This window comes from Acinetobacter pittii, from assembly GCF_022449185.1.
Classification (GTDB): Bacteria; Pseudomonadota; Gammaproteobacteria; order Pseudomonadales; family Moraxellaceae; genus Acinetobacter; species Acinetobacter pittii_I.
The window spans coordinates 177650-202682 of sequence record NZ_JAKUKO010000002.1 but is presented as its reverse complement, the minus strand read 5'-3'; the positions used below and the strand labels follow the sequence as shown (position 1 = coordinate 202682).

20 protein-coding genes are annotated in these 25033 nt (G+C 39.7%); 8 read left to right on the top strand and 12 right to left on the bottom strand.

All coding sequences use genetic code 11. The features are described 5' to 3' along the window. Window positions 1-64: 64 nt before the first annotated feature. Window positions 65-760, top strand: coding sequence for an AzlC family ABC transporter permease (locus MKX14_RS06950; RefSeq protein ID WP_240282115.1), 696 nt, complete (start codon window positions 65-67; stop codon window positions 758-760). After that, on the top strand, window positions 757-1080 hold the full coding sequence (locus MKX14_RS06945; RefSeq protein WP_032057180.1) for an AzlD domain-containing protein: 324 nt from the start codon (window positions 757-759) through the stop codon (window positions 1078-1080). Before MKX14_RS06950 ends, MKX14_RS06945 begins: the two co-directional genes overlap by 4 nt. Window positions 1081-1120: 40 nt before the next feature. Here the strand turns inward: MKX14_RS06945 and ssb are convergent, their stop codons facing one another. From ssb to MKX14_RS06930, 3 genes are all read right to left on the bottom strand, one after another. Continuing rightward, entirely contained in the window at window positions 1121-1708 is a 588-nt protein-coding gene (gene ssb / locus MKX14_RS06940) for a single-stranded DNA-binding protein (protein ID WP_240282114.1), read from the bottom strand. 50 nt (window positions 1709-1758) lie between these two features. Next, window positions 1759-3123 carry an MFS transporter gene (yajR, locus tag MKX14_RS06935; RefSeq protein WP_240282113.1) on the bottom strand — a complete coding sequence of 455 codons (1365 nt, stop codon included), beginning with the start codon at window positions 3121-3123 and terminating at the stop codon, window positions 1759-1761. A gap of 146 nt (window positions 3124-3269) precedes the next feature. Next, the gene (locus MKX14_RS06930) at window positions 3270-4352 is read right to left on the bottom strand and encodes a DUF475 domain-containing protein (protein WP_108009816.1); all 1083 of its coding nucleotides are present in this window, start codon (window positions 4350-4352) and stop codon (window positions 3270-3272) included. Between the two features lie 262 nt (window positions 4353-4614). Here MKX14_RS06930 and tenA point away from each other — a divergent pair, with 262 nt between their 5' ends. The 3 genes from tenA to MKX14_RS06915 all read left to right on the top strand — a co-directional run bounded on the left by tenA (window position 4615) and on the right by MKX14_RS06915 (window position 6637). Next, the gene (tenA, locus tag MKX14_RS06925; RefSeq protein WP_240282112.1) at window positions 4615-5289 is read left to right on the top strand and encodes a thiaminase II; all 675 of its coding nucleotides are present in this window, start codon (window positions 4615-4617) and stop codon (window positions 5287-5289) included. 66 nt (window positions 5290-5355) lie between these two features. Next, window positions 5356-5727: a MerR family transcriptional regulator gene (locus tag MKX14_RS06920; protein ID WP_240282111.1), complete on the top strand. Its 372-nt coding sequence runs from the start codon at window positions 5356-5358 to the stop codon at window positions 5725-5727. Between the two features lie 103 nt (window positions 5728-5830). Next, window positions 5831-6637, top strand: coding sequence for an SDR family NAD(P)-dependent oxidoreductase (locus MKX14_RS06915; RefSeq protein WP_240282110.1), 807 nt, complete (start codon window positions 5831-5833; stop codon window positions 6635-6637). A gap of 42 nt (window positions 6638-6679) precedes the next feature. On the opposite strand, the gene glpM is transcribed toward MKX14_RS06915, so the two are convergent. The 4 genes from glpM to ydhM all read right to left on the bottom strand — a co-directional run bounded on the left by glpM (window position 6680) and on the right by ydhM (window position 9313). Next, the gene (gene glpM, locus MKX14_RS06910) at window positions 6680-7021 is read right to left on the bottom strand and encodes a GlpM family protein (RefSeq protein WP_240282109.1); all 342 of its coding nucleotides are present in this window, start codon (window positions 7019-7021) and stop codon (window positions 6680-6682) included. Between the two features lie 290 nt (window positions 7022-7311). Beyond that, window positions 7312-7665, bottom strand: coding sequence for a DUF1304 domain-containing protein (locus MKX14_RS06905; RefSeq protein ID WP_000580165.1), 354 nt, complete (start codon window positions 7663-7665; stop codon window positions 7312-7314). 64 nt (window positions 7666-7729) lie between these two features. Next, on the bottom strand, window positions 7730-8707 hold the full coding sequence (gene mecR, locus MKX14_RS06900) for a zinc-binding dehydrogenase (RefSeq protein WP_240282108.1): 978 nt from the start codon (window positions 8705-8707) through the stop codon (window positions 7730-7732). 3 nt (window positions 8708-8710) lie between these two features. Continuing rightward, window positions 8711-9313 (bottom strand): TetR/AcrR family transcriptional regulator, encoded by a 603-nt coding sequence (gene ydhM / locus MKX14_RS06895; protein ID WP_092708387.1) that lies wholly within the window; start codon window positions 9311-9313, stop codon window positions 8711-8713. Window positions 9314-9609: 296 nt separating this feature from the next. Between ydhM and uvrA the strand changes: the two genes are divergently transcribed. Continuing rightward, on the top strand, window positions 9610-12441 hold the full coding sequence (gene uvrA / locus MKX14_RS06890) for an excinuclease ABC subunit UvrA (RefSeq protein WP_240282107.1): 2832 nt from the start codon (window positions 9610-9612) through the stop codon (window positions 12439-12441). Window positions 12442-12478: 37 nt separating this feature from the next. On the opposite strand, the gene MKX14_RS06885 is transcribed toward uvrA, so the two are convergent. Continuing rightward, window positions 12479-14188, bottom strand: coding sequence for a GGDEF domain-containing protein (locus MKX14_RS06885; RefSeq protein ID WP_046811781.1), 1710 nt, complete (start codon window positions 14186-14188; stop codon window positions 12479-12481). Between the two features lie 1005 nt (window positions 14189-15193). Here MKX14_RS06885 and omp33-36 point away from each other — a divergent pair. After that, window positions 15194-16102, top strand: a complete 909-nt coding sequence (gene omp33-36, locus MKX14_RS06880; RefSeq protein ID WP_046811782.1) for a porin Omp33-36 — start codon at window positions 15194-15196, stop codon at window positions 16100-16102. Window positions 16103-16164: 62 nt separating this feature from the next. On the opposite strand, the gene MKX14_RS06875 is transcribed toward omp33-36, so the two are convergent. From MKX14_RS06875 to MKX14_RS06860, 4 genes are all read right to left on the bottom strand, one after another. Continuing rightward, window positions 16165-18132, bottom strand: a complete 1968-nt coding sequence (locus MKX14_RS06875; RefSeq protein WP_240282106.1) for a BCCT family transporter — start codon at window positions 18130-18132, stop codon at window positions 16165-16167. 167 nt (window positions 18133-18299) lie between these two features. Further along, window positions 18300-18992 carry an ion channel gene (locus tag MKX14_RS06870; protein WP_133481223.1) on the bottom strand — a complete coding sequence of 231 codons (693 nt, stop codon included), beginning with the start codon at window positions 18990-18992 and terminating at the stop codon, window positions 18300-18302. A gap of 168 nt (window positions 18993-19160) precedes the next feature. Continuing rightward, window positions 19161-20876: a cation acetate symporter gene (locus tag MKX14_RS06865; protein WP_108009800.1), complete on the bottom strand. Its 1716-nt coding sequence runs from the start codon at window positions 20874-20876 to the stop codon at window positions 19161-19163. Between the two features lies 1 nt (window position 20877). Beyond that, window positions 20878-21210, bottom strand: a complete 333-nt coding sequence (locus MKX14_RS06860) for a DUF485 domain-containing protein (protein WP_108009798.1) — start codon at window positions 21208-21210, stop codon at window positions 20878-20880. Window positions 21211-21392: 182 nt separating this feature from the next. Between MKX14_RS06860 and luxQ the strand changes: the two genes are divergently transcribed. After that, entirely contained in the window at window positions 21393-24890 is a 3498-nt protein-coding gene (gene luxQ, locus MKX14_RS06855; protein ID WP_240282105.1) for a hybrid sensor histidine kinase/response regulator, read from the top strand. The last annotated feature ends 143 nt before the right edge of the window (window positions 24891-25033 follow it).

Below are 25033 nucleotides of genomic sequence, written 5' to 3'. Positions count from 1 at the left end.
CACATCCGTTCTATAAAAAAAACGATCGTTCGTTTTGACAAAACGATCAGACTTATTCATTATAATGGAAAATCGTTCGTTATATCATGCTATGTCCACATACTCTCTAATTAAAAAACTTAGTAAAGACACTACCCGCTCGATTTTCTTTGTATGTCTAGCGACGAGTGTCGTTGGTATGTCTTTAGGTTCACTCGCTGCAAGTTATGGCTTAGCGCTCTGGATCCCGCTTTGCCTATCCGTGTTTGTGCTCGCAGGAACTGCCGAATTTATTTTTATTGGTTTCTTGGCTGTAGGTGGTAGCCCAATTGCAGCGGCGATTGCAGGACTACTCGTCAATTTAAGACATCTACCTTTTGGTATTGCAGTCAATGAACTAATCCGTGGCAAGTATTCTCAATATTTCGGGGCTCATATCATGAACGATGAAAGCGTTTTGTTTGGTATGGCACAGCCCGATTTTGAGACAAAAAAGGCTGCTTACTGGTTGTGTGGTATAGGCATCATGCTGACTTGGCCACTGGGTGTAACGGCGGGTTATTTTATTGGAAGTGCTATTCCAGACCCTAAAACATTCGGCTTAGATGCCATTTTCCCAGCAATTTTAATTGCACTTACTTTTAATGCTTTAAAGAATAAATCTACCCGAAAAGCAGCATTTGCCGGATCAACTTTGGCACTGATTACCACACCTTTTTTGGCCTCAGGACTTCCAATTCTAATTTCACTTTTTGGCTTAATATTTGGTAGAAAGAAATGAGTCAACAATTACTAATTATTTTAGGTATAGGCTTGCTAGCACTTGGAACCTATGGGATCCGTTTCGCTGGGTTTCACTTGGGTGCCAAGTTTTCGTTTTCTGAAAAATACCAAGTTTTACTCTCAAACGGTGCAACTGTTTTGCTCTGTGCGATTGCCGTGACCACTACATTTTTTGAAGGTCAACATTTTGCGGGGTTCGCGCGTATATTTGGGGTGGCTCTAGCGCTTTTCTTGGTTTGGAAAAAAGTACCGCTGTTATTAGTGATTTGCTTGGCAGCTGCTGGCACGGCACTGATACGTTTGCTTGGAATTGAGTAATAAAAAAGGCGAGATGAACTCGCCTTTTTTGAAACTTTGATTAGAACGGTAAATCGTCGTCTAAATCAGCTGGTGCAGAAGCTGGTTGTTGCGGAGCTTTAGGCGCAAAACCACCCGCTTGAGGGTTGCTTCCACCATTACCGAAACCACCTTGGCTACCATAACCACCGCTGTTTTGGCCGTAGCCGCCACCTTGGTTGTTATTGTTTTGATAACCATTACCACCTTGTTGAGGTGCGTTAAAACGTGGTTGGTTAAAATCATTACCACCAGCGAAACCTTGTTCACCTTGTTGACGAGCATCTAACATTTGCATCTGGTCGCCACGGATTTCTGTAGTGTAGCGCTCTTGGCCATTTTGGTCTGTCCACTGACGTGTACGTAATGAACCTTCGATATAAACTTTAGAACCTTTACGTAAAAACTGCTGAGCAATTTCCCCTAAACGGTTATGCAAAACAATACGGTGCCATTCTGTTTGTTCTTTACGTTCACCTGTATTTTTATCGGTCCAAACTTCACTTGTCGCGATTGAAAACTGGGTTAACGAGCCCCCATTTGGAAAAGTTTTTGTTTCAGGATCACGACCCAAAGTACCAACCAAAATAACCTTATTTACACCACGCATTAGCTGTCTTCATCCTATAATTTCTATGTTTTACTTTATAAGAGTTATGCTTAAATGGCTACCTCTTTACCGAACAACTGCGTTAAATCACGTCGCGAAGCATCATCAAGAGACTGTTTATCGACTTTAATATAAGCAACTTGCTGGTCAGGCATCACCACAACTTCTTCGATACCACGAATTGCCAATAGCTGTTTGGTCCACTCATTCACCTGTTGCACTTGCGGCAATGGCAACACAATCGATGACAAATACCGCGGCTGAGCTAAACCAAAACTAATTAGCAGCCATATTATAGCAATCCCTGCTAAGACACTCCATCCAATCGCAGTATTATGTAACATCAATAATTGACCACCTAGTGTGCCACCAAAAAAAGCGCCTAAAAACTGACTACTGGCATTTACGCCCATAGCCGTTGCTTTTGACTGGATTGGAGCAGACTTCGACAACCAAGAAGGCAATAAAGCCTCCATCACATTAAATGCAATAAAGAAAATTCCTAGGCCAGCAAGCAAAACATATTTTGATTGATAACCAAATATGAGCAGCAGCAAACCTGCAATAATCCCTGTAATTGCTGTTAAGAAAATTCCTCGCATTTTGCGATATTTTTCAGCAATGATAATACTTGGAAATGCAAAAAACAGGCTAATGACTAATAGGGGTAAATACACCAAACCATGACTTGCTAAAGGAATATGTGCAAACTCGATGAGCTGTGAAGGCACATAAATAAACATGGCTGTCAGCAATAAATGCAATGCAAAAACCGAAACGTGCAAACGGTTTAAATCACCCATTTGAATGACTTGCTTAAGCTGTGCCATGTAGCCTTGCTGATAATTACGATGATGACGAGTGACTTTAGGTACAAGCAATAACATCGCAATCGCAATCAAGCCCATAATGGTCGTGACAAAGAATAAGCCAGAAATACCGACAAGGCTTGTGAGCCAAGGCCCAAGGCTAAAAGCGACCACGAAAGACAGACCAATACTCATGCCCATCGCGGCCATGGCTTTAGTACGCTGCTCTTCACGTGTCACATCGGCTAAAAGCGCCATGACAACAGCTGAAACTGCACCCGCCCCAGCGATAGCACGGCCAATAATTACGCCATAAATGGTGTCAGATAAACCCGCAATTGCACCACCAATCGCAAAAAGTAATAGGCCAAAGACCACAAGTGGTTTACGGCTAAAACGATCTGCCAGTAAGCTAAATGGAATTTGCAAAATCGCCTGACTTAAGCCATAGACACCTACAGCCAAACCAATGAGTGCTGGAGTCGCATATTGATATGACTGCCCAACTACAGAAAAGACAGGAATAATCATGAACAAGCCCAACATGCGTAGTGCAAAAATACTACTTAAGGCAAAAGTTGAGCGACGTTCCAAAGCATTCATCATATCAATACACGTTATCAAACTAGGTAAATTATAAGCCGATTCGTTTCTAAAAATACGGAACACCTTATTTAAAATAACGATTTGGGCTTAAAAAAATAAAGAGGCATTTAGCCTCTTTATTCTATCGAACTTTACTGAAAATTAGCTTAAGGCGACTGTTGCTCGCGCTTTGAATATTGAATTGAAGCAATAACAGCCCAAACAATAAACGCTACACCAATTAAACCAGTAACAACTTCAGGTACATGTACGCCAGTACCACTTGCAATCATAATGAATGCTAAAGCACCAATTGCATAATGCGCGCCATGTTCTAAGAACACATAGGCATCTAGTGTGCCTTTTTCTACAAGGTAAACTGTCATTGAACGGACAAAAATAGCACCGATTGCAAGACCGAGCATAATCACAACAACGTCGCTAGTAATTGCAAAAGCACCGATTACACCATCAAAACTGAATGATGCATCTAATACTTCAAGATATAAGAAACCACCTAAACCTGCTTTAACCACACCAGACGCAGCACCCGAGCCATCTTGTAATACAGCATTACCATTTTCATCAATTTCAGGCTCACCACCTAACAAATGACTTAATACTTCAACGCCAATATAAACCACAATACCCCAAATACCAGCCATGGTGACTGCTAAACGTTGGTGGTCATCTACGTAACCTGCCATCACAATAAGAGCAATCAAAGCAATAAAAACAGACATTGCCGGTACGCTTGCTAAACTAGAAAGTTTAGTTTCAAGCCATCTAAACCAATGGGTTTCTTTTTCATCATCAAAGAAGAAGTTTAAGAACACCAATAATAAGAATGTTCCACCAAAAGCCGAAATTTCAGCGTGGTGTGCCATTAAACGTTCAGAGTAGGTTTTCGGATCATTGAGTGCCAATTTAGCTACTTCAATAACACCCATATCTGCAGTCACTGCAACAATTACAACAGGGAAAACTAAACGCATACCAAAAACGGCGATTAAAATACCTACCGTTAAAAAGATCATTTTCCAGAACGGATCCCAGTTACGTAGAACCGATGCATTTACGACAGCATTGTCAAAAGATAAAGAGACTTCCATTACAGCTAAAATGGCTGTAATTGTTAAAGCTTTAAGCATGGTAGACACGCCCGCTTCAGGTCCGTGGGTAAAACCCCAATACGCGGATAGTGCTAAACACACCACCGTAAAAAATATCGAAAATCGGAAATGCTTCATGGATCAGACCTATACCAAGAACTAAATTTAATCTTTCTTAAAAACGCCGCTATTATATCGGTAATTAACCATAAAACGATGTTGTTTTGTGCCGTTATTCCCTTTACTTTATCTCTCTGTTTAATAAAGAAATTTATAATATTTAATTAACTTATTAATCGGATTAAATATTTTCTTTCGATATATCTATCATTATTATTTTTGTATTTTAAAATTGATTTAAAATCGGGTTCAGCTGTCTTAATTTAAATGGAATGTTTTTATGCTTTTTTCTCAAGAACTTTGGCAACGCAATTTAAATTTATATCAAAAAATTCTCGACCTGCCTTTCAATCAGGAACTTGCTAACGGTACTTTAGATAAAGAAGCTTTTTGTCATTATGTTATTCAAGATGCTCAATATTTAGTGGCCTATGGTCGTGTGCTTGCTGTTGCAGCTGCAAAAGCTTTCGAGGCCGACGATATTATGCAATTTTCAGATGCAGCTAAAATTGCAATTGTGGTTGAACGTAGCTTGCATGATGACTTCATGAAAAATTTTGGTGTCACCAAAGAAGAATTTCAAAATACACCATTAACTTTGGCAGGCCACCACTACACTTCATTTTTAACAGCAACTGCTTGGTCTGAAAGCTACCCTGTTGTACTTGCGGCCCTATTACCTTGCTTCTGGATTTATGCCGAAGTTGGCAAAGATATTGTAAATAAATCAATTCCTAATAACCCTTATCAAGCGTGGGTCGATACCTATGCAGGCGAAGAGTTCCATACTGCCGTTCGTAATGTGATTGCGACAGTGGATAAAGTTGCCGCACGTTGTGATGCAGATACTTTAGAGAAAATGCATGCCGCGTACACCATGGGTGCAAAACTTGAGTGGTTATTTTGGGATAGTGCCTATCACCAAAGACAGTGGTTAGGTTTAGATCACATTTAAAACTTCAAAAGAATCGGTCAGTGCACTTAATAGCCTGATCGATTTTCAATAAAATGCGAGACAGATATGTATATCGGCGAATTAGCGGCCTTGACTGGAGCCACTCCTAAGGCCATTCGGCATTATGAGAAATTAGGCTTGCTACCTGTCGCAAAAAGAAAAGGCAATTATCGTATTTATGAAGAGATTGATGTTCAATCGGTTAAGATGATTCGCCTCGCGCAAGCTGTCGGATTTAGCCTTTCAGAACTGTATGACTTGTCAGCTTTGAAATATAAAAATAATCGATTTCCTGTAGAAGTTGCACAGCAGCTTATTCAAAAAAAGAACCAACAAATTATTGAGCAAAAAGAAGCTTTAAACCGTTTGCAAAAAGATTTAAAACAACTGGAAGATGAGATTATTAAAACTTATATTACCAATAAGGTTTCTGCTTAAAACTGTTCATTAAAATCTGAAAATAGCTTTCAAAATGAGTGCTTGACTCTGCCCTTAGGGACAAGGTTTATGGTAATAACTTCTTTTATTACGGATAAATAAAATGAGTGCTCACCTTTCTACATTTAAAAATTCAACAGCATTAATCACAGGTGCATCTTCAGGAATAGGCAAAGCCTATGCTCAAGAACTTGCATCTTTAGGAATTCATCTCATCTTAACGGCACGCTCTGAGCAGAAACTGAATGATTTAGCTGATGAACTTAGAAAAAAATATAACGTAAATGTTGAGGTGATCGTTTTAGATTTAGCTCAAGCCAATTCAGCTCAAAGCTTATTTGATGAAGTACAAGCTAGAAAATTAACGGTAGAGATTTTAATTAACAACGCAGGATTTGGAAAATGGACTAAATTTTTAGATCAATCTATATCTACCTATCAAGAAATGATTACGCTAAATATCAGCAGTGTAACGTCTTTATGTTATTTATTTTTGCCCCACATGCTTGCGAACAAAAAAGGTATCATGATTAATATTTCATCTACAGGTGCGTTTCAACCCCTACCTTATATTGCTGTGTATGGGGCAACTAAATCTTATGTATTGCAATTTACTGAGGCTCTTGCAGGAGAATACGGCTCTTCAGGAGTTAAATTTCTGGCGGTTTGTCCGGGCAATACCCAAACCAATTTTACTCAGGTCGCAAATGCCGATACCAGTGGCATGAAAAGCTCTACGGTTGAAGACGTTGTGTCTGCAACAGTTAAAGCATTAGATAAGAATAAATCAACGGTTGTGGTGGGTTGTAGCAATTATTTAACGTCTCAATTGCCTCGAATCCTTTCTCGCCAAAAGATGATTAATTTAGTTGAAGGCATGCTCAGAACTCGTGTTATTGAGCATTCATAAAAATGGTTCGATTTAAAAGATTAAGGAGTTTTCCTTAATCTTTTAATGCTGAAATAACTGCCAGCCATAAATCAAACCTGCCGCGGCCACAACCCAACATAGCGTTGCCACTCCTAGACAAGACCACATCAACATGCGCGTTGCCAGCACATAAACGGCAACTAAATAAATGGCATAGGGAATAAGTGACCATAGACCAAACAGAGCCGTTTTTTGTAATGCCTCGGCTCCTTTTTGCTGATAAACAATCACGTGAGCAATCAAAGCAAAGGTAGGAAAAAGTGGGACTAAACCTGCAATATAAAATGCCTTACTTTTCGATAAAATCGAAATAATGAGGACAACCCCAGCCCCCAACATACATTTTAAAAATAACGCCCACATATTTAATCTAGATCCAACGCTTAACTATAAACTTCCATATTGTGCAGTTTGACTAAAGATACTTAAACCACAATCTGCTTGTGCTAAACGTCATCTGCAACCTACCTATGATTATAAATGAATGTTTTTGCAAGAGAGTGGATAGATGATGTAAAACAACAGGTTTTGCAGATGACAATGGTTTTGGTTACTTTTGCCAAAACAAAAGTAACAGAATTAACTAATAGTATCTAATCTCATGGATTAAAGCTCCGTCGTGAAATTAAAAGTATTACCTAGATTTCATTTCATCATAAAAAATTAACAGCGACCAAAGCAATTAAAGCAGGAACCGCCTGAATATAAATAATCTTTTTACTGGCAGTCAGACCGCCATAAATACCTGCAATCAGTACACAGCCTAAAAAGAAATTGGCGATTGATGTCGCAAACGGTGCATCAGCCAATAGAGACCAAAATAAACCCGCCGCTAAAAAGCCATTATAAAGACCTTGGTTTTGTGCCATCACTTTGGTGAGTTTTGCTTTTTCGGCATTATTTCCAAAGGCTTTCATGCCATAAGGCTTGTCCCACAAAAACATCTCTAACACTAAAATATAGACATGTAATATTGCGATAAGCGCAATTAAAATTTGTCCGATCATACGATTTTCCTTTTTATTTTAAAGATATGAAAAAAGACCAGTCTCTCGACTGATCTTTTAGTGTTTACGGTTTTAACAATACTTTGCCTTGTCGAGCACCTTGCGTTGCTCTTTGAGCGGCAGTTTTAATCTCATCAAAACTAAACACACCTTCTACAGGCAGAATTAATTTTTTCTGAGTCGCTAGTGTTAGCAGCTCAACGATCAGTTCCTTTTTACGAGCTGCTGGCATTTCTTTATTAACCACACTCGCCCAGAAACCTTTTACTGTCGCTTGTTTGAAAATCAAATCGCCCGATGAAATCTGCATGGTTTCGCCAGTCATACTACCGAAAGAAACGAGCAAGCTATTTTCACTGAGTAAATTCAGCATTTCGCCACTTGCGGTTCCTCCAATCGAGTCCACACCAGCAATCAGCGGTTGGTCGCCGTGAATCTGTTTAACTTCTTCTTTCCAGTTAGGCTGATCAGTCGCAACAACATGTTGAATACCTAATGCTTGCATCTCTGCAATCGCATCAGTACGACGAACTAAATTAATGACAGGTAAACCACGTGCCTGCGCAATCATGGCAACCGTTTTACCGACTGCACCATTCGCGGTGTTTTGAATGAGCCATTGACCCGGTTGAACATTTACAAAGTCGAGTAGCATGAGAGCACTAATTGGCATACCAATCAGCTGTGCTGCTGTTTCGTCATCAATTTCATTATTGAGCGGAATAAGCCCTTGTGCTGGAGCAATAAAGTATTCAGCCCAACTGCCATGCACAGCTGCAACTGCAATACGTTGCCCGACTTGCACATGTGTAACGCCTTCACCCAACGCATCAACAATACCAACTGCTTCACTACCACCAATCGCAGGTAAGGTTGGTTTATAGCCATAACTTCCACGTACTGTCCATACATCATGATTATGGATAGGAGACATGATAGTTTTAATACGCACTTCGCCTGCTTTCGGTTCTGGCTTTGGCATATCCGCCTGCTCTAAAACGTCTACAGGTTCGCCAAAATTACCATGGATAATACTTCGCATTCTTTATTCCTCTATCGGTTTTAAGAGTTGTTGGGTCGTTTCTAAAGCTAGATGTAGATGTGCTTTGTCTTGAGACAATTTTGTGAGTAAAGCGGCACCCAACCATAACTGATACATGACTTGCGCAGTTTTCAAAGGATCAATATGTTTTGGAATTGACCCTTCTTGTTGCCCTTCTTTGAGTAGTAAAGCTAGACGCTGCGTTAATTTGTACACACCGTCATTGAGAATTTGACGCATATCTTCTGACAAGTCAGAAACCTCTGCCGCCAACTTCACAATCAGGCAATTTTCAGCCCAACTACCGTTTACGGGATCATCAATCCATGCCTGCCATAGAGCCATTAAACGGGCATGAGCACTTTGCTCGCTATGTTGCCAAAGTTGTTCCATACGAACTTTATAATTGGCCATGTATTGCTCGAGCAACGCACAGCCAAACGCCTCTTTTGAAGCAAAGTAGTGATAGAACGAACCTTTAGGTACGTCACAAGCCTTTAAAATTTCTTGCAAACCAACACCGACAAAACCTTTATGTAGCACCAGTTCAAAACTGGTATCTAAAATGTGTTGTCGTGTGGTTTCGCTTTTATTTAATCGTTTCATGCATTCATCATAAACAACTATTAGACCAGTCGTCTAGTAAAATTATGTTGCTGGTTAAAATTTGCTTAGAGTAGAAATGTAGAAGGAGGAATGTTAAAAATACAACCTGCTTAATTAAACAAATTTTGTCGTTTGTCGTTTAACCGTCACAATTTGTCGCTTTAAATCATTTTATACCACTTGAACAATTTTAAATCGTTATCATATATAGGGTCTGTTGTTTATAACCAGTCACACCTCCCTGCGGCTGATCACTCAACACCTAAATTTTCATCAATACACAATTGAGATGTTTTATGAGCCAAAGTCATATCCGTATTCGAGGCGCACGCACCCATAACTTAAAAAATGTGTCACTCGATATTCCACGCGACAAATTTGTGGTAATTACGGGGCTATCAGGTTCAGGAAAATCTTCTCTTGCCTTTGATACCTTGTATGCCGAAGGGCAGCGCCGTTATGTCGAATCACTTTCGGCCTATGCCCGTCAGTTTTTATCGCAAATGGAAAAACCTGAAGTTGACTCGATTGAAGGTTTATCACCAGCGATTGCCATTGAGCAAAAGTCTACCAGTCATAACCCACGTTCAACGGTTGGTACGATTACCGAAATTTATGACTATTTGCGTTTGCTTTACGCACGTGTCGGCACGCCTTACTGCCCAGAACATGATTTGCCGATGGTCGCGCAAACTGTTTCTGAAATGGTCGATGCGGTAAAAACCCTTGAAGAAGGCACAGCACTCATGTTGCTTGCCCCGGTCGTTCGTGAGCGTAAAGGTGAATACAGTAACCTGTTCGAGCAACTACAAGGTCAAGGTTTTGTTCGTGCCCGTGTGGATGGCGAAATCATTGATATTGATACACCACCAGAACTCGACAAAAAGAAAAAACATACCATTGAAGTCGTAGTTGACCGCTTCAAAGTGCGTGATGACTTAGGTAACCGTATTGCCGAATCATTTGAAACTGCACTGCGTTTAGGTGGCGATATTGCTGTTTTATCATGGATGAATGGTGAACATCCTGATCGTGTTTTTTCTGCAAAGCACTCATGTCCTGAATGTGATCGCGCTGTTGCAGAGCTTGAGCCACGTTTGTTTTCATTTAACAACCCTTTCGGTGCCTGCCCTGTTTGTGACGGTTTAGGTACACGCAGTCATTTTAGCTCTGAAAAGCTGATTCCAAATCCTGATCTTGCAATTAGTGAGGGTGCTATTCGTGGATGGGATCGTCAACGTCCATATTACTATTCAATGCTACAAAAAGTTGCCGACCATTTCGGTTTTCAACTTGATACGCCTTGGAACCAGCTAGATAAAGATACTCAAAAGAAATTCTTACAAGGTACGGGTAAAGAAAAAGTCGATTTAAGCTATATCGACGAACGTGGCCGTAAACACACTCGCGTACAACCATTTGAAGGAATTTTGCCGCACCTTGAACGTCGTTACCGTGAAACTGAAAGTAACTATGTACGAGATGATTTAGCTCAGTACCTTTCTAATGCAGCGTGTGATGCATGTGATGGTTCACGTCTTAATGAAATTTCACGTCATGTTCGTGTGAAAGACAAAACTATTGCTGACATTACCCGCATGTCGATTGGTGATGCTGAAAGCTACTACCAAGGTTTAAACCTTGAAGGAGCTAAAGGCGAAATCGCAGATAAAATCTTTAAAGAGATTCGTGAACGTCTACACTTCTTAGTGAGTGTGGGACTTAACTATTTAAGTCTAGCTCGTTCTGCCGAAACCCTATCTGGTGGTGAAGCGCAGCGTATCCGTCTAGCCTCACAAATTGGCGCAGGTTTAATGGGCGTCATGTATGTGCTCGATGAACCATCAATTGGTCTGCATCAACGCGATAACGATCGTTTATTACAAACCCTGATTCGCTTACGTGATTTAGGTAATACGGTATTAGTCGTTGAACATGATGAAGATGCAATCCGTGCTGCTGACCATATTATTGATATCGGTCCAGGTGCCGGTGTACACGGCGGTGTGATTATTGCTGAAGGTACGTATGATGAATTGGCTAAACATGCTGATTCTCTTACAGGACAATATCTTTCTGGCAAACTCAAAATTGAAGTGCCAAAAAAACGTACTGAATCACCACGTCCAGATGAAGTCATCAAGCTTTCAGGTGCAGCAGGTCATAACTTAAAAAATGTCGATTTAACGATTCCGCTCGGCATTATGACTTGTGTGACTGGCGTTTCAGGTTCAGGTAAGTCAACACTAATCAACCGTACTTTGCTTCCATTGGCAGCTACACAACTCAACGGTGCAACAACGTTAACCGCTGAAAAGTTTGACTCGATTGATGGTCTACAACATCTAGATAAAGTTGTTGATATTGACCAAAGCCCAATTGGACGCACGCCACGTTCTAACCCAGCGACTTATACAGGGTTATTTACACCAATCCGTGAGTTATTTGCTCAAACGCCAGAGGCAAAAGCCCGTGGTTATAGTGCAGGCCGTTTCTCGTTTAACGTGAAAGGCGGACGCTGCGAAGCGTGTGAAGGCGACGGTATGATTAAAGTCGCAATGCACTTCCTGCCAGATATGTATGTGCCTTGCGATGCATGTCATGGCAAACGTTATAACCGTGAAACACTTGAAGTCGGCTATAAAGGCAAAAACATTTCTGATGTTCTAGAAATGACTGTTGAAGATGCTGCTGAATTCTTTAATGCCATTCCAGTCATTCACCGCCGCTTAGAAACCTTAACTCAGGTGGGCTTAGGCTATATTCGTTTAGGTCAAGCCGCTACGACCTTATCGGGTGGTGAAGCACAACGTGTAAAACTTGCACGTGAGTTAGCAAAACGAGATACGGGTAAAACTTTATATATCTTGGATGAACCAACAACAGGTCTACATTTCCATGATATTGCTAAGTTACTCGACATTTTGCATGAGCTACGTAACAAGGGTAATACCATTGTGGTAATTGAACATAACCTTGACGTGATTAAAACAGCGGATTGGGTTGTGGACTTAGGTCCTGAAGGTGGCTCAGGTGGCGGTATGATCATTGCCGAAGGCACACCTGAGCAAGTGGCTGAGGTTGAGATTTCCCATACGGGTCGTTTCTTGAAACCGATGTTGAAATAAGAAATTTAAAAAAGCCGGAAATTAGCTTCCGGCTTTTTTATCCCTCAACTGCATTTCGTCCTCGGGCTTTTGCTCTTAATAGCGAACGGTCAGCTTTCTCTAAAAGCTCTATCCAACTCGCCGCGCCTATGGCAAAACCAATACTGACAGAGACATGCAATTTTTCATCTGAACCAGATAAACAAACTTCTTCTAAAGAAATCGCAATCCGAATTTTCTCTGCTAAAAGACGGGCATCTACAAATTGCACCTGCTCTAGCAATATTAAAAATTCATCTCCCCCATAACGAACAATTAAATCCGAACTGCGTATATTTTGCTTTAATTGCTCAGCAATACTGACAATGACGCGATCACCTACAATATGCCCATATTGGTCGTTCACCTGTTTAAAACGATCAATATCAATAATCATTAAACAGGTTTGCGTAAATTTTTGAGGGTAACTTTCAACAATTTTTAAATATTCAGACAAAGCTAAACGATTGGAAACTCCAGTGAGTGGATCAGTATTGGCAATATTCTTTAACTGAAATTCAAAAGCGTCCCGTTGTTGCAACATACGTTGTAATCGGTCAATTGCTTCAAATAGGGAAAAAAATTCACCTTTGGTGGTAACATTCATCTCATCTTTACAATGATCAGAACTATGCGATAAATCTAAAATTAAAGTTCTCGCTTTAATTAAAGGCGAAAATACTCGTCTTTGCGCATATATCAGTGTAAGTAAGGCTGTAGCTAAAGAAATTAAAGAAATTAATAAAGTTAAAAAGAAATTATTTCGAGCAATTACACTCTCTTGAGTGGCAATAATGATACTTTTATCAAGAATATAACTTTGTAAATCAACCACAGTAGTGAATTTACCTACGATTGCTTCTGTCAATTGAGTACCGTTTAAATAATACGGCTCACCCTTCTGGCTTTCTTCTAATAGCTTTTCTACAATCGGAATTCCCTTATCTATAAATTCTGTTTTCACACGAGAATATAATCGACGATATTCTGGAGTTTTTGCCTGTTCAGGTTGTAAAGTATTGACCAATATCCATAAATATCTAGCTTGGTGTTGAGTTTGTAGAGAACGCGCCCGATTATTACTTGGAATCTCTTCCTTAAAACTTACCGGAGCAATAATATTAGACGCCATCCGTCCCGCCTGATCGCGCATATCGGTTAGTACTATAATCAGCGTAAAGTAATTAGAAATACGGCTATCTTTACTTTTTAACTGTAACATCAATTTTTGCAGTATTTCCCTGCAATGATCCCAGACTCCAAACATCCCTACAATAGCATTATCCATTTGAATGGAAGTTCTGACTGCATAGGGAGTTTCACCATAATAATCAACAACTCGTCGGGCTTGTCTAAGATTTTCTTTGAAACTGGTTTGCAGCTCATTTGCTAATGAAACATAACCTGCTTGTTTTAAAATAAAAATGCTTTCATCAATTTGTTTGTCGACAATTATGCGAAATTTTTTTAATTCTTGTTGATTTTTTAATAAATCACTAGGACCACTCGACATCATTTTATTGGCAGGAGCACGTTCCTTAGAAACTTTATAGGCAATATCGGCTACTGCTCTTAAACTTTTTATTTCCACTAGGGCTTGTCTAGTTTTTATATAATCCTGATAGCTTCCAACAATAAGAGGTACTGCCATGAATAATAAGGATAAAATAATAACCAGCATAAAAAAGAACAGTCGATTACTAATATGCTCTGAACGTAATCCTGACATTTCTAGCTGGTACTCCGTAAATGTCCTGCCATTTTTAATACGATATAAATTAGGCTTAAATCCATCCTAGCATTTTAATAACTAGAATTTCATCATTAGACCCTTCATTTATCTTTTAATAATTATACGATTCCTACATTTTAGTAAGCTTAAATAATAAAATGAATCGAAAAATTGAGTGATTTTATAAAAACCTTACTTTAAAGATCAAAGTTTTTTCATCATGAGAATAAAACATATTTACTTATCCTCTCGAATGCCTCTTCCAACACTCTCTGCCCAGCTCTATACTGGATTTTTTTTGATCTACGATTTTTTAATAAATTTCACATAACTTTTATTATAATTTTAAGATTTTCTTACAGATAAAAAAAAGCTCAACCTTGGGGAAAGCTGAGCTCGTAAAGTCTGATGTGCTATACACATCGTATCTGGGCAAGCACTTTAAATCCTAAAAAACGTTAGGTAGTGAACTTTGCAACTGAATTATGTGATTTATCTCTACTTTTGTAAAGTTGATTAAATTAATCAGAATTGAATTTTTAATCGTTTTTTTAACTTAAAATAGAGATTTCTTTTACTTTATTCACTTATATAATAATTAAGAATAGTTAAATTTTTTAGTTAAACTAATCTAAATATTGTTAACTATTCCTCAAAATAGAAAGAATTTGATAATAAAATGGCGATTTTTTACTCACATTATAAACACAGCTATATTTTTGTTAATGTTAAAACCGATTAAAATGATCGATTTTTTCAATTATTATTGTAATATCTTTTTAACATTTAATACTTAATTAGTGATGAGATATAAATATTAGCTTATTGTAAATGTTCATTTTTTTATCAGGTTGACAAGTCACTTTTCATTTGATTAGTTTTTCACCTTTTTTAACATAAGTCCCAAATATGCTTAACATTAGCTTTTTGACATTATTGACTTCATAAATTGTTACAATACAATGACTCCAGCTTTATCTCTTGTTAATGCTGGAAATGATTATGAAAAAACTTGGTTTAGCCACTGCTGTATTATTAGCCATGACCGGTGCTCATGCTTATCAATTTGAAGTTCAAGGTCAATCTGAATATGTTGACACAACTGCAAACGATAAAAACTTCACTGGTGACGTTGCTGGTACATTCTATTTAAAAAATGTTGATACCGCTAAGGGTCCTTTAGCTGAAGCAGCTTTCTTGAACCAAGCTTCTAGCGTATCTTTAGGTTATAGCTACCAACAGTATGACCAGAACAACGGTTTAAACTATCACGTTGGTACATACGGTGTTAAAGGTGAGGCTTACGTTCCTACTCCTTACCTTCCTGTATATGCTAGCGCAACTTATAACCACACTGATGTTGATGGTAAAAACAACTTCTCTCATGATGACAACGGCGACCGTTATGCATTAGAAGTTGGTGCTATGTTGTTACCTAACTTCTTGATGACTGTTGGTTATACAAGTGTTGCTAACCAATTCGCTTTAGATAACTTCGGTATCATCAGCAACGGTATCTACTCTGCTGTAAACCAAACTGCTGCGATTCAAGACGACCAAGATGCTGTTACAGCTCGTGCTAAATATGTAGGTCCAATCGATGGAACTAACATGGCAATTGGTTTTGAAGCTGCTGGTGCTTTCGGTCAAGAAAACCAATACGGTTTAAAAACTGACCTTTACTTAACTCCTAAGTTAAGCGTTGGCGCATCTTTCGTTGGTAACGATGGTTCAGCTGACATCAAAGGCAATGACCTTGGTGAATTCCGTCAAGCTTGGGGTGGTAACGTAAACTACTTCATTACTCCAGCTTTAGCAGTTGGTGCATCGTACATGAAAGCTGACGTTAAAAATGCTTCTACTAGCTACGATACACAAACTATCGGTTTAAATACTAAATTCCGTTTCTAATTTAATTTAGAAATCGAATTAAAAAAAGGACTCAAATGAGTCCTTTTTTTTACAGCCAAATATTAACTTCGTACAATATTTAAGAAATACAGATGACGTTCATACTGATCAATAATGTCTTGAATTAAATCTTCTTGAGTCCAATCCATTACATCATAGTTCTGTCCACCTTCTCTTAAAAAAACTTCGGCTTGGAAATATTGTCCATCTTCAGCTTCAGTGCGTCCAATTAAAAAACTTGGTGGCACTGTTTCACGTGAAACAACTTTATAAATAAAATTAATTTCATTGTGATGATCGACTCGAAGTTGCATCCCATCATTAAGTTGAGTAATTGAAACTTCTAGATGACGGCGTCTAAATTCATGTTTTATATTTTCAAACGCACGACTTACCTGTTTTTCAATATATTCTCTTACTTCTTCTTCACTATGGGGATAATGCATGATTAACCCTAGACGCTGTTGCCAGCTTCGTGGATTATGAATAGCACGTGGAGTGATACGAGCTTCCTGAATCGCTGTCATTTTAGTGACATCAAGATGCAATGCTTTTATTAATCCCCAACTCATTAACAGCATGACCACAGTAAATGGCAATGCACTCATAATGATTGAAGATTGAAGCGCAGCCAGACCGCCGACTAGTAATAAGATAATGGCGAGTACAGCCATTAAAACTGTCCAGAATAAACGTTGCCAAGTTGGTGAGTTGTCAGTTTTTGCCGTTAAATAATCAGTTACTAAGGCTCCTGAGTCAGCAGAAGTCACAAAGAAAAGAATAACAAGCGTTGTTGCAATAACATTCATGACACCAGACCATGGCAAGTGCCCTAAAAATTCAAATAATGCGACAGAGGAATCTTGTTGTACCGCTTGGAGTAATGTCGTTTGGTGTTCATGAATAATGCTGAATAATGCTGCATTTCCTAAAAAGCCCATCCATATAATTGTAAAGCCTGTCGGAATGAGCAGAACTCCTACAATAAATTCTCGTATTGAACGACCACGTGAAACCCTTGCGATAAACATTCCTACAAAAGGAGACCAAGAAATCCACCAAGCCCAATACAAAATTGTCCAACCACCTATCCAGCCATTCGGTTGGTATGCATAGAGGTTAAAGGTCATAGTAAATAAATTAGAAAAATACTGTCCTGTGTTTTGGATTGTCGTTTGAAGCAAGTAAATGCTTGGTCCACAAATAAAAACAAAGGTTAATAAAATAACAGCTAAAATCAGATTTAATTCAGATAGTCGCTTAACCCCTTTGTCGAGACCCAAGAAGACAGACAAAGAAGCTAAAATACTTACCACAACAATTAAAATAATCTGAATATGGGTGCTTTGCTCTATGCCGAGCAAATAATGTAAACCAGAGTTAATCTGGGTAACACCGAATCCGAGAGAAGTCGCGACACCAAATACGGTACCAATGGTCGCGAATATATCAATACTGTCTCCCCATGGCCCATAAATCTTTTTACCAATGAGCGGATAGAGCGCTGAACGGGTCTTTAAGGGTAAATTATGTCGATAAGCAAAATAAGCTAGAGATAATCCTACTAATGCATAAATTGCCCAAGCATGTAATCCCCAGTGGAAGAAAGTTACTCTGAGTGCTTGCTGCGCTGCATCAATGGTCTGTGCATCTCCACTTGGTGGATTCACATAATGCATGACAGGCTCGGCAACCCCGAAGAACATGAGACCGATACCCATCCCTGCGGTAAACAGCATGGCGAACCAAGACCCATTATTATATTCAGGCTGGCTATGATCAGGCCCTAATTTTATTCGGCCTATTGATGAACAGGCGATATAAATTAATAAAATGAGAAAGAAGGCAACAGATAAAACATAGAACCAGCTAAATGAATCAGTAATCCACTGTTTTAGTTGCTGCGTTAGAAGTTCAAAAGAACTCGGTGCGATCACTACAACTGCCAAAAACAAGGCAATGATAATAACCGTACCCAAAAATACGTTAGGATTAACGTTTGCGAACCAACCTGGTTGTTTGGAAGGCATAACTCCTCCATGTTATTTTAATGAAAAGTGACAGGCATAAAGCCAATAGAGACATTCACAGAATGAACAAAGTTAAATCTTTCAATAGAGAAAGCCGATAATACTTTAAATAAACTTAAATAATATTGCAGTTACAAAGGTGTAAACAAATTGAAACACCTTCTTCCTTATTTATCAGATTCCCCTTTTGTCGGATGAGCAATATACTGTAGCGCAATTAAACGTGTAACAATCAAAGCTAGATACATTACGCCACAAAACATTTGTAGCATGGCTAAAACACGTGCTGGGGGACTAAGCGGCATTAAATCGGATAAACCAGTCGCAGACTGTAAACTAAAGCTCAGAAAGAGTAGATCTAGCCAAGTCTGTAAATGATGAACATTGTTTGGGTTTTGGAAGCTAGCAGGAATCAAGAGCTGACAAATGTTATAGAGGAATGCAAAGCCCCAAGCCAGCAGAGTAAAAACGGCGGCAGCTGCAAATAATTCATCTCTTGTTAAATATCGATCAGCAAACATATAACGAAATAAACCGTAAGCAGCCGAAAAGTAAGCTAGCGCTTCACAGCTATGGGCAAAAATCTGAATCGTTAAATTGTTATAACCTAATAAAATAAAGACTGAAGATATAATCGCCCCACTGACAAAAGTTAATCCCAGAAAAGTAAACATGGGGGTTTGGCGAATCACTTTGGCAATAATAAGTAAGGCAAGCACTCCTAAAGCCCACGTTAGGGTCCGGTAAAATACATCATGAAAAGTCAGCATGGCCAAAATGAGTAGAATAAACTGTACAAGCAGCAACCATGCAGAAGGTAGCAATCGAAAGCTTGCCCAGAACTCGACAATAGAACGCATTTAATTATTTTCCTTTTTCATTATGTTTTGAATTATAGGAAATCATACTGTACAAAAAATAAGACAAACAAGTTGTTCTTTATTAAAGAGCTTCTTTCACTTTAATGTATCCGATCAACAAAAAAAGCCCCGCAGGGCTTTTAATGAGATATGTACTAAGTGTTGATTTTAGTGATCTGAGGCACCAGAAGCACCAATACCTGTCATTGAACGAACGTATTGGGCATCGAATGCTGCACGCTCTTTTTTAGCACGTGCAGAATTGTCAGTCACCGAGAATAACCAACAGCAAAGGAATGACAATGGCATCGCAAATAATGCAGGACCATTGAACGGGTTGATTGGTGTATCAGAGATTTTTAACGTATCTACCCAAACTGCTTTAGACAGAATAATAAGTATTACTGCTGTTACAAGACCAACTACACCACCAATAACCGCGCCACGAGTGGTTAAACCTTTCCAGAACATTGAAAGAACAAGGATCGGGAAGTTTGCACAACATGCCACAGAGAACGCTAAGCCCACCATGAATGCTACGTTTTGCTTTTCAAACAAAATACCCAAAATCATGGCAAAGATTGCTAAACCAAGTGTCGCAATTTTTGACATACGAAGTTCTGAAGCTGGAGTCGTTTGACCTTTCTTGAATACGTTAGCGTATAAGTCATGTGAGATTGCAGATGCACCTGAAAGTGTTAAACCAGCAACAACAGCAAGAATCGTTGCGAACGCTACTGCTGAAATGAAGCCCATGAATAAGTCACCGCCTAAAGCGTCACTTAAATGCACGGCTGCCATGTTGTTACCACCAACAAGTTCAAGCTTGCCTGATACTGCCATTTTCGCAACATCAAGGAATTGAGGGTTGTTTGATACGAAAAGGATCGCACCGAAACCAATAATAAAAGTTAAAAGATAGAAGTAACCAATGAAACCTGTCGCAACCACAACCGATTTACGCGCTTCTTTTGCATCTTTTACAGTGAAGAAACGCATAAGAATATGTGGAAGACCTGCTGTACCAAACATGAGTGCCAAGCCAAGAGACAATGCATCAATCGGGTTTGCGGCAAGTTTACCCGGACCCATAATTTTTGCAGCTTCTTCAAAGCTTACACTGTGGACTTTACTGAATACTTCAATTGATTGAGTAAACATGTTGCTGAAGCTGAAACCAACCGCTTTCATCACCATGAATGCCATGAAAGTCGCACCACTGAGCAACATGACCGCTTTAATGATCTGTACCCATGTCGTTGCCAACATACCACCAAAAATTACGTATGCCATCATTAATAGACCAACGATGACAACAGCGATGTTATAGTTCAAACCAAATAGTAATTTGATGAGCTGGCCAGCTCCTACCATTTGAGCGATCAAGTAGAATGCTACAACCACAAGCGAGCTCAAGGCAGCTAAGGTACGGACCGGTTTTTCTTCGAGACGGAATGACACTACATCTGAAAGGTTATATTTACCGAGGTTACGTAAACGCTCTGCAACCAAGAATAAAACGATTGGCCAACCTACCATAAACCCAAGAGAATAAAGTAAACCATCAAAACCCGAACTAAACACCATCGCGGAAATACCAAGGAAAGATGCTGCTGACATATAGTCACCGGCAATTGCCAATCCGTTCTGGAAACCGCTGATTCCGCCCCCTGCAGTATAGAAATCTTGCGCTGATTGGGTTTGCTTTGCAGCCCACTTAGTAATAAACAAAGTGAAACCAACAAAGATGACAAACATGATGATGGCGTGCCAGTTGGTGGCTTGTTGCTCCGCTTCACCTAAGTCCGGGCTTGCCATAGCAACAGTTGAATATAGCGATGCTGCTGCCAATAAGGCTTTCGCTTTTAATGAATTCCATTTCATATTAGTGTAATCCTTTCTCATGCGTGATGGCTTCAACTTCCTTCAACGCTTCTTCACTCAACTGGTCAAGGGTATTGTTTGCGATATAGGAATACACGCCACACAGTAGGAAAGATAAAATAATAATTCCTAAGCCTAGTGGAATACCCCATGTCGTTACACCACCACTAAATGAACTCATTAAAAATTCTTTGTTGTAGCCAACAAGTAGCATAAAGCCCACATAAAGCACTAACATAATGGTTGTGAGCGTCCAGCTTAATGCACTTTTTTTCTTGACCATCTTTTGAAACTTTGGATTGCGTAGAATCTGTTCTACTTGGCTTTGATCCATAACCAAACTCCTTGCCCTGTGCCCAACCTTGGTCACTTTTTTAATAGTAGTTTCTCATTATTAAAATTAGCAAAATAACGTGTAATTCGTAACTTAGACTTTGGTCGTTAAAATTTAATCAATTTATAGCTTTGTTTCTGCTTGCGGTATGATAGGCGCAAGGTTTTAATCATGTAGGTCATATGAACAGCTGGCTGATTATTGGGGTACTCACTCTTTATATAGCACTCTTATTCATTTGTGCTTTTTTTGGCGAGAAACATGCTAGTCGCCTGAGTACACGTGGCCGCATGTTCTTGTTTAGTTTGACCTTAGGTGTTTACTGTTCATCTTGGACATTTTATGGTGCAACCGGAGCTGCCGTCCGAGAAGGCGTCATTTTCTTACCTATTTATTTAGGTCCGCTGTTATTTGTCTGGTTTGGTTATGACATCTGGCGACGTTTAGGCCGAGTACGTCAACATCACGCGATTTCTTCAATTGCCGACTTTGTTGCTGCACGTTATGGCAAAAGCGGTGTATTGGCATCGCTGGTTACGATCTTGGCAGTTATTGCGATTATTCCCTACCTCGCCCTACAGTTACGCGCAATTGCCTTAAGTACATCAGTCATATTAGAGCAAAATGCTCATATTCATACGACCACCAATAGTGTTTTGCTTTTGACCAGTGTACTTGCAATCTTAGCCATGATTTTTGGTACAAGGCAGATTGCAAATACCGAACAGCATGGCGGCCTCATGTTAGCGGTGGCATTTGAATCTTTTGTAAAATTATTCGCCCTAATCTGTGTCGCTTTATTTTTTATTTTTGAAGCACCCGCGAACTTAGTACAAGTCTCGGCCGACGTAAACCAAACCTTTCAAGAAGTTCAGTTATTTGGGGTACCTGAAACTTTCTGGATTCAGACCTTATTGGCAGGCCTCGCAATTATCTGTTTACCCCGTCAGTTTCATGTGGCTGTTGTCGAATTACGCGATGAAAAGCACATTCGCGGTGCACGTAAATGGTTTGCGGCTTATCTCATTTTAACGATTCTAGCTATTATCCCGATTGCAAGCTGGGCTTTACATGCAGCGCCAAAATTCCTAACAGTGCCCGATGTTGCAGTACTCTCATTACCCCTGAGTTATAATCAAGAGTGGTTAGCCCTATTGGCCTTTTTAGGCGGGTTCTCTGCCTCAACAGGCATGTTACTGGTTTCATCTGTTGCCCTGTCTATCATGCTCAGTAATGACTTGATTATGCCTGCCCTGTGGCGCTTCAAGCTACTTTCACGACACGATAAACACCTCCCAAAAGTTCTTAAATTCAGCCGCCGCATTAGTATTGTCGCAGTGATGCTACTTGGCTTTTTATTCTTCCATTTCTTTAATGATATTAACCAGCTTTCAGTATTTGGTTTATTGGCATTTAGTGCGGTTGCCCAGTTTGCACCGGCTCTCATTGGAGGATTGTATTGGCGAGGTGGAAGTCGCCAAGGCGTTTATGCAGGTCTTATTGTTGGCTTTTTAATGTGGAGTTACACATTACTATTTCCAACCATCTTACGTAGTTTGCCAGAAGCCTATCAAGAAACAGCCCAAAGTATCTTGCTTTTTGGTCCTTTTGGAATTAACGCTTTACGACCAGAGTCACTTTTTGGTTTTGAATCATTTGCACCTTTAACCCACGGCGTTATTTGGTCACTTGGTTTAAATATTGTTTTATATATTTGGATTTCTAAACTTTACCGCCCAAGTGTGGCAGAACAAATTCAGGCAGAAAGCTTTTTCTACTATGAAACCAAACCCCTGCCATCACCGCATACCTCTACCGATTTAACTTATTTACCGCACGATGCTGCACGTTTAAAAGTAGGTGACCTATTCGCTCTTGCTAAAAGAATTACAGGTGAGCAACCCACAACTCAAGCGTTCGAGAACTTTTGTGAACAAAATCATCTCACGCTTAACACGAATAGTATCGCCAATGGCATGTGGTGGCGGTTCACCGAGCAATATCTTGCGGGCATTATTGGGGCTGCTTCCGCACGTACTTTGCTCACTACAGCAATGATCAATAATGGTTTGGCATTAGGCCAAGTCGCCAATATTTTAGACCAAGCCTCGCAATGGCAACGTTTCAATCAAAACTTGCTGATGACCATGATTGACCACATGACCCAAGGGGTGAGTGTGGTTGATAAAAACATGTGTTTAGTCGCATGGAACAACCAATATTTAAAATTGTTTGGCTACCCTAAAGATTTAGTCTATGTGGGTTGTCCCATTGCCGATCTGATTCGTTATAACGCTGAACGCGGCGAATGCGGCCCCGGTTCAGTCGAAGAACATGTTCGTAAACGCTTACACTGGATGAAAGTCGGAAGTGCGCATGAGTTTGAACGAATCCGTAAAGACGGACGCGTTATTCAAATGCGCGGTAATCCTATTTCAGGTGGTGGCTTTGTGACTACCTTCGCCGACATTACGGCTTTCCGTGCGAATGAGGCAATACTCGAAGCCCGTGTAAAAGACCGAACCCAACAACTTGCCGATGCCTTAACCGAACAACAGCTTGCACGCGAACAAGCCGATATGGCCAATATGTCAAAAAGCCGATTTATTGCTGCGGCCAGTCATGACTTATTACAACCTATGCATGCGGCTCGTCTGTTTAGTACGGTTCTTGAACAAAGCATTGCGACCGAAGAAGACCGTCAAACTTTGCAACAACTTGACCGTGCTTTGTATGGTGCAGAAAGTATGCTCTCTGCCCTACTCGATATTGCACGTTTGGAAGGCGGTACCATACAGCCAAAAAGACAGCCTTATCCTCTGCACGATTTATTAAGCGACCTCGAACTACAGTTTAAGTCGATTGCTGCACAGCGAAATATTTCACTCAAAGTTCACGATGTATCATTCTGGATTGACACAGATTCACAGTGGATTCGACGTATTATCCAAAACTTTGTAAGTAATGCTTTGCGCTATACAGCCAAAGGCCGAGTGATTGTTGGTGTATTACGCTCAGCTCAAAAACCTGGACACATTCGAATTGGAGTCTGGGATACAGGTCCCGGAATTGCCGAAGAGCAACGTATTAAACTATTTCAAGAATTCGAACGCTGTGGGCATTTATCACCGTGGGGTGAGCAAGGTTTAGGTTTGGGTCTTGCTATTGTGCAGCGTATGACGGGTTTGTTGAACTATCCGGTCCATGTCTATTCGCAACTCGATAAAGGCTCCTGCTTTATGATTGAGGTTCCGGTGGTAGAAGCTCCAAAAGTGATAACCCCAACCGTACAAGCAGTGCCTTTAAAAACTAAGGCCTACCGAATTTTATGTTTAGACAATGATGAAACCATTCTTGAGGGTATGAGTAGCTTATTAGGTCGATGGGGGTATGAGGTTTTTAAAGCCACTGAACCAGAACAAGCACTTGAAATTATTCAAAAAGAAAATATTCAAGTCTGGCTTATCGATCAGCATTTAAATAACAACCAACTCGGTGTCGATTTTATTTTGCAAAATCGTCAACATGATGTTCCGGTTGCACTGATTACAGCCGACTCTCATCCTGAGTTACCTCAACAATTGAAAGAACTGAATATTGTTTTACTCAAAAAACCACTTAAGCCTGCTTCTCTAAGAGCATGGTTATCGGGACTTAAAATTGCCAGTGAGGTAGATTAAATATTTTCTGTCCCAAACCTTTTAATAAGTTTGGGAGAGATTTTTGGCAAAAATTATTGGTCTAATTTAAGCCAATAGGCAGAACTGCTCAAAAAGTCTACTTTTGTTGATTAAATAATTGGCCAAACTTTCCAATAGCCCTT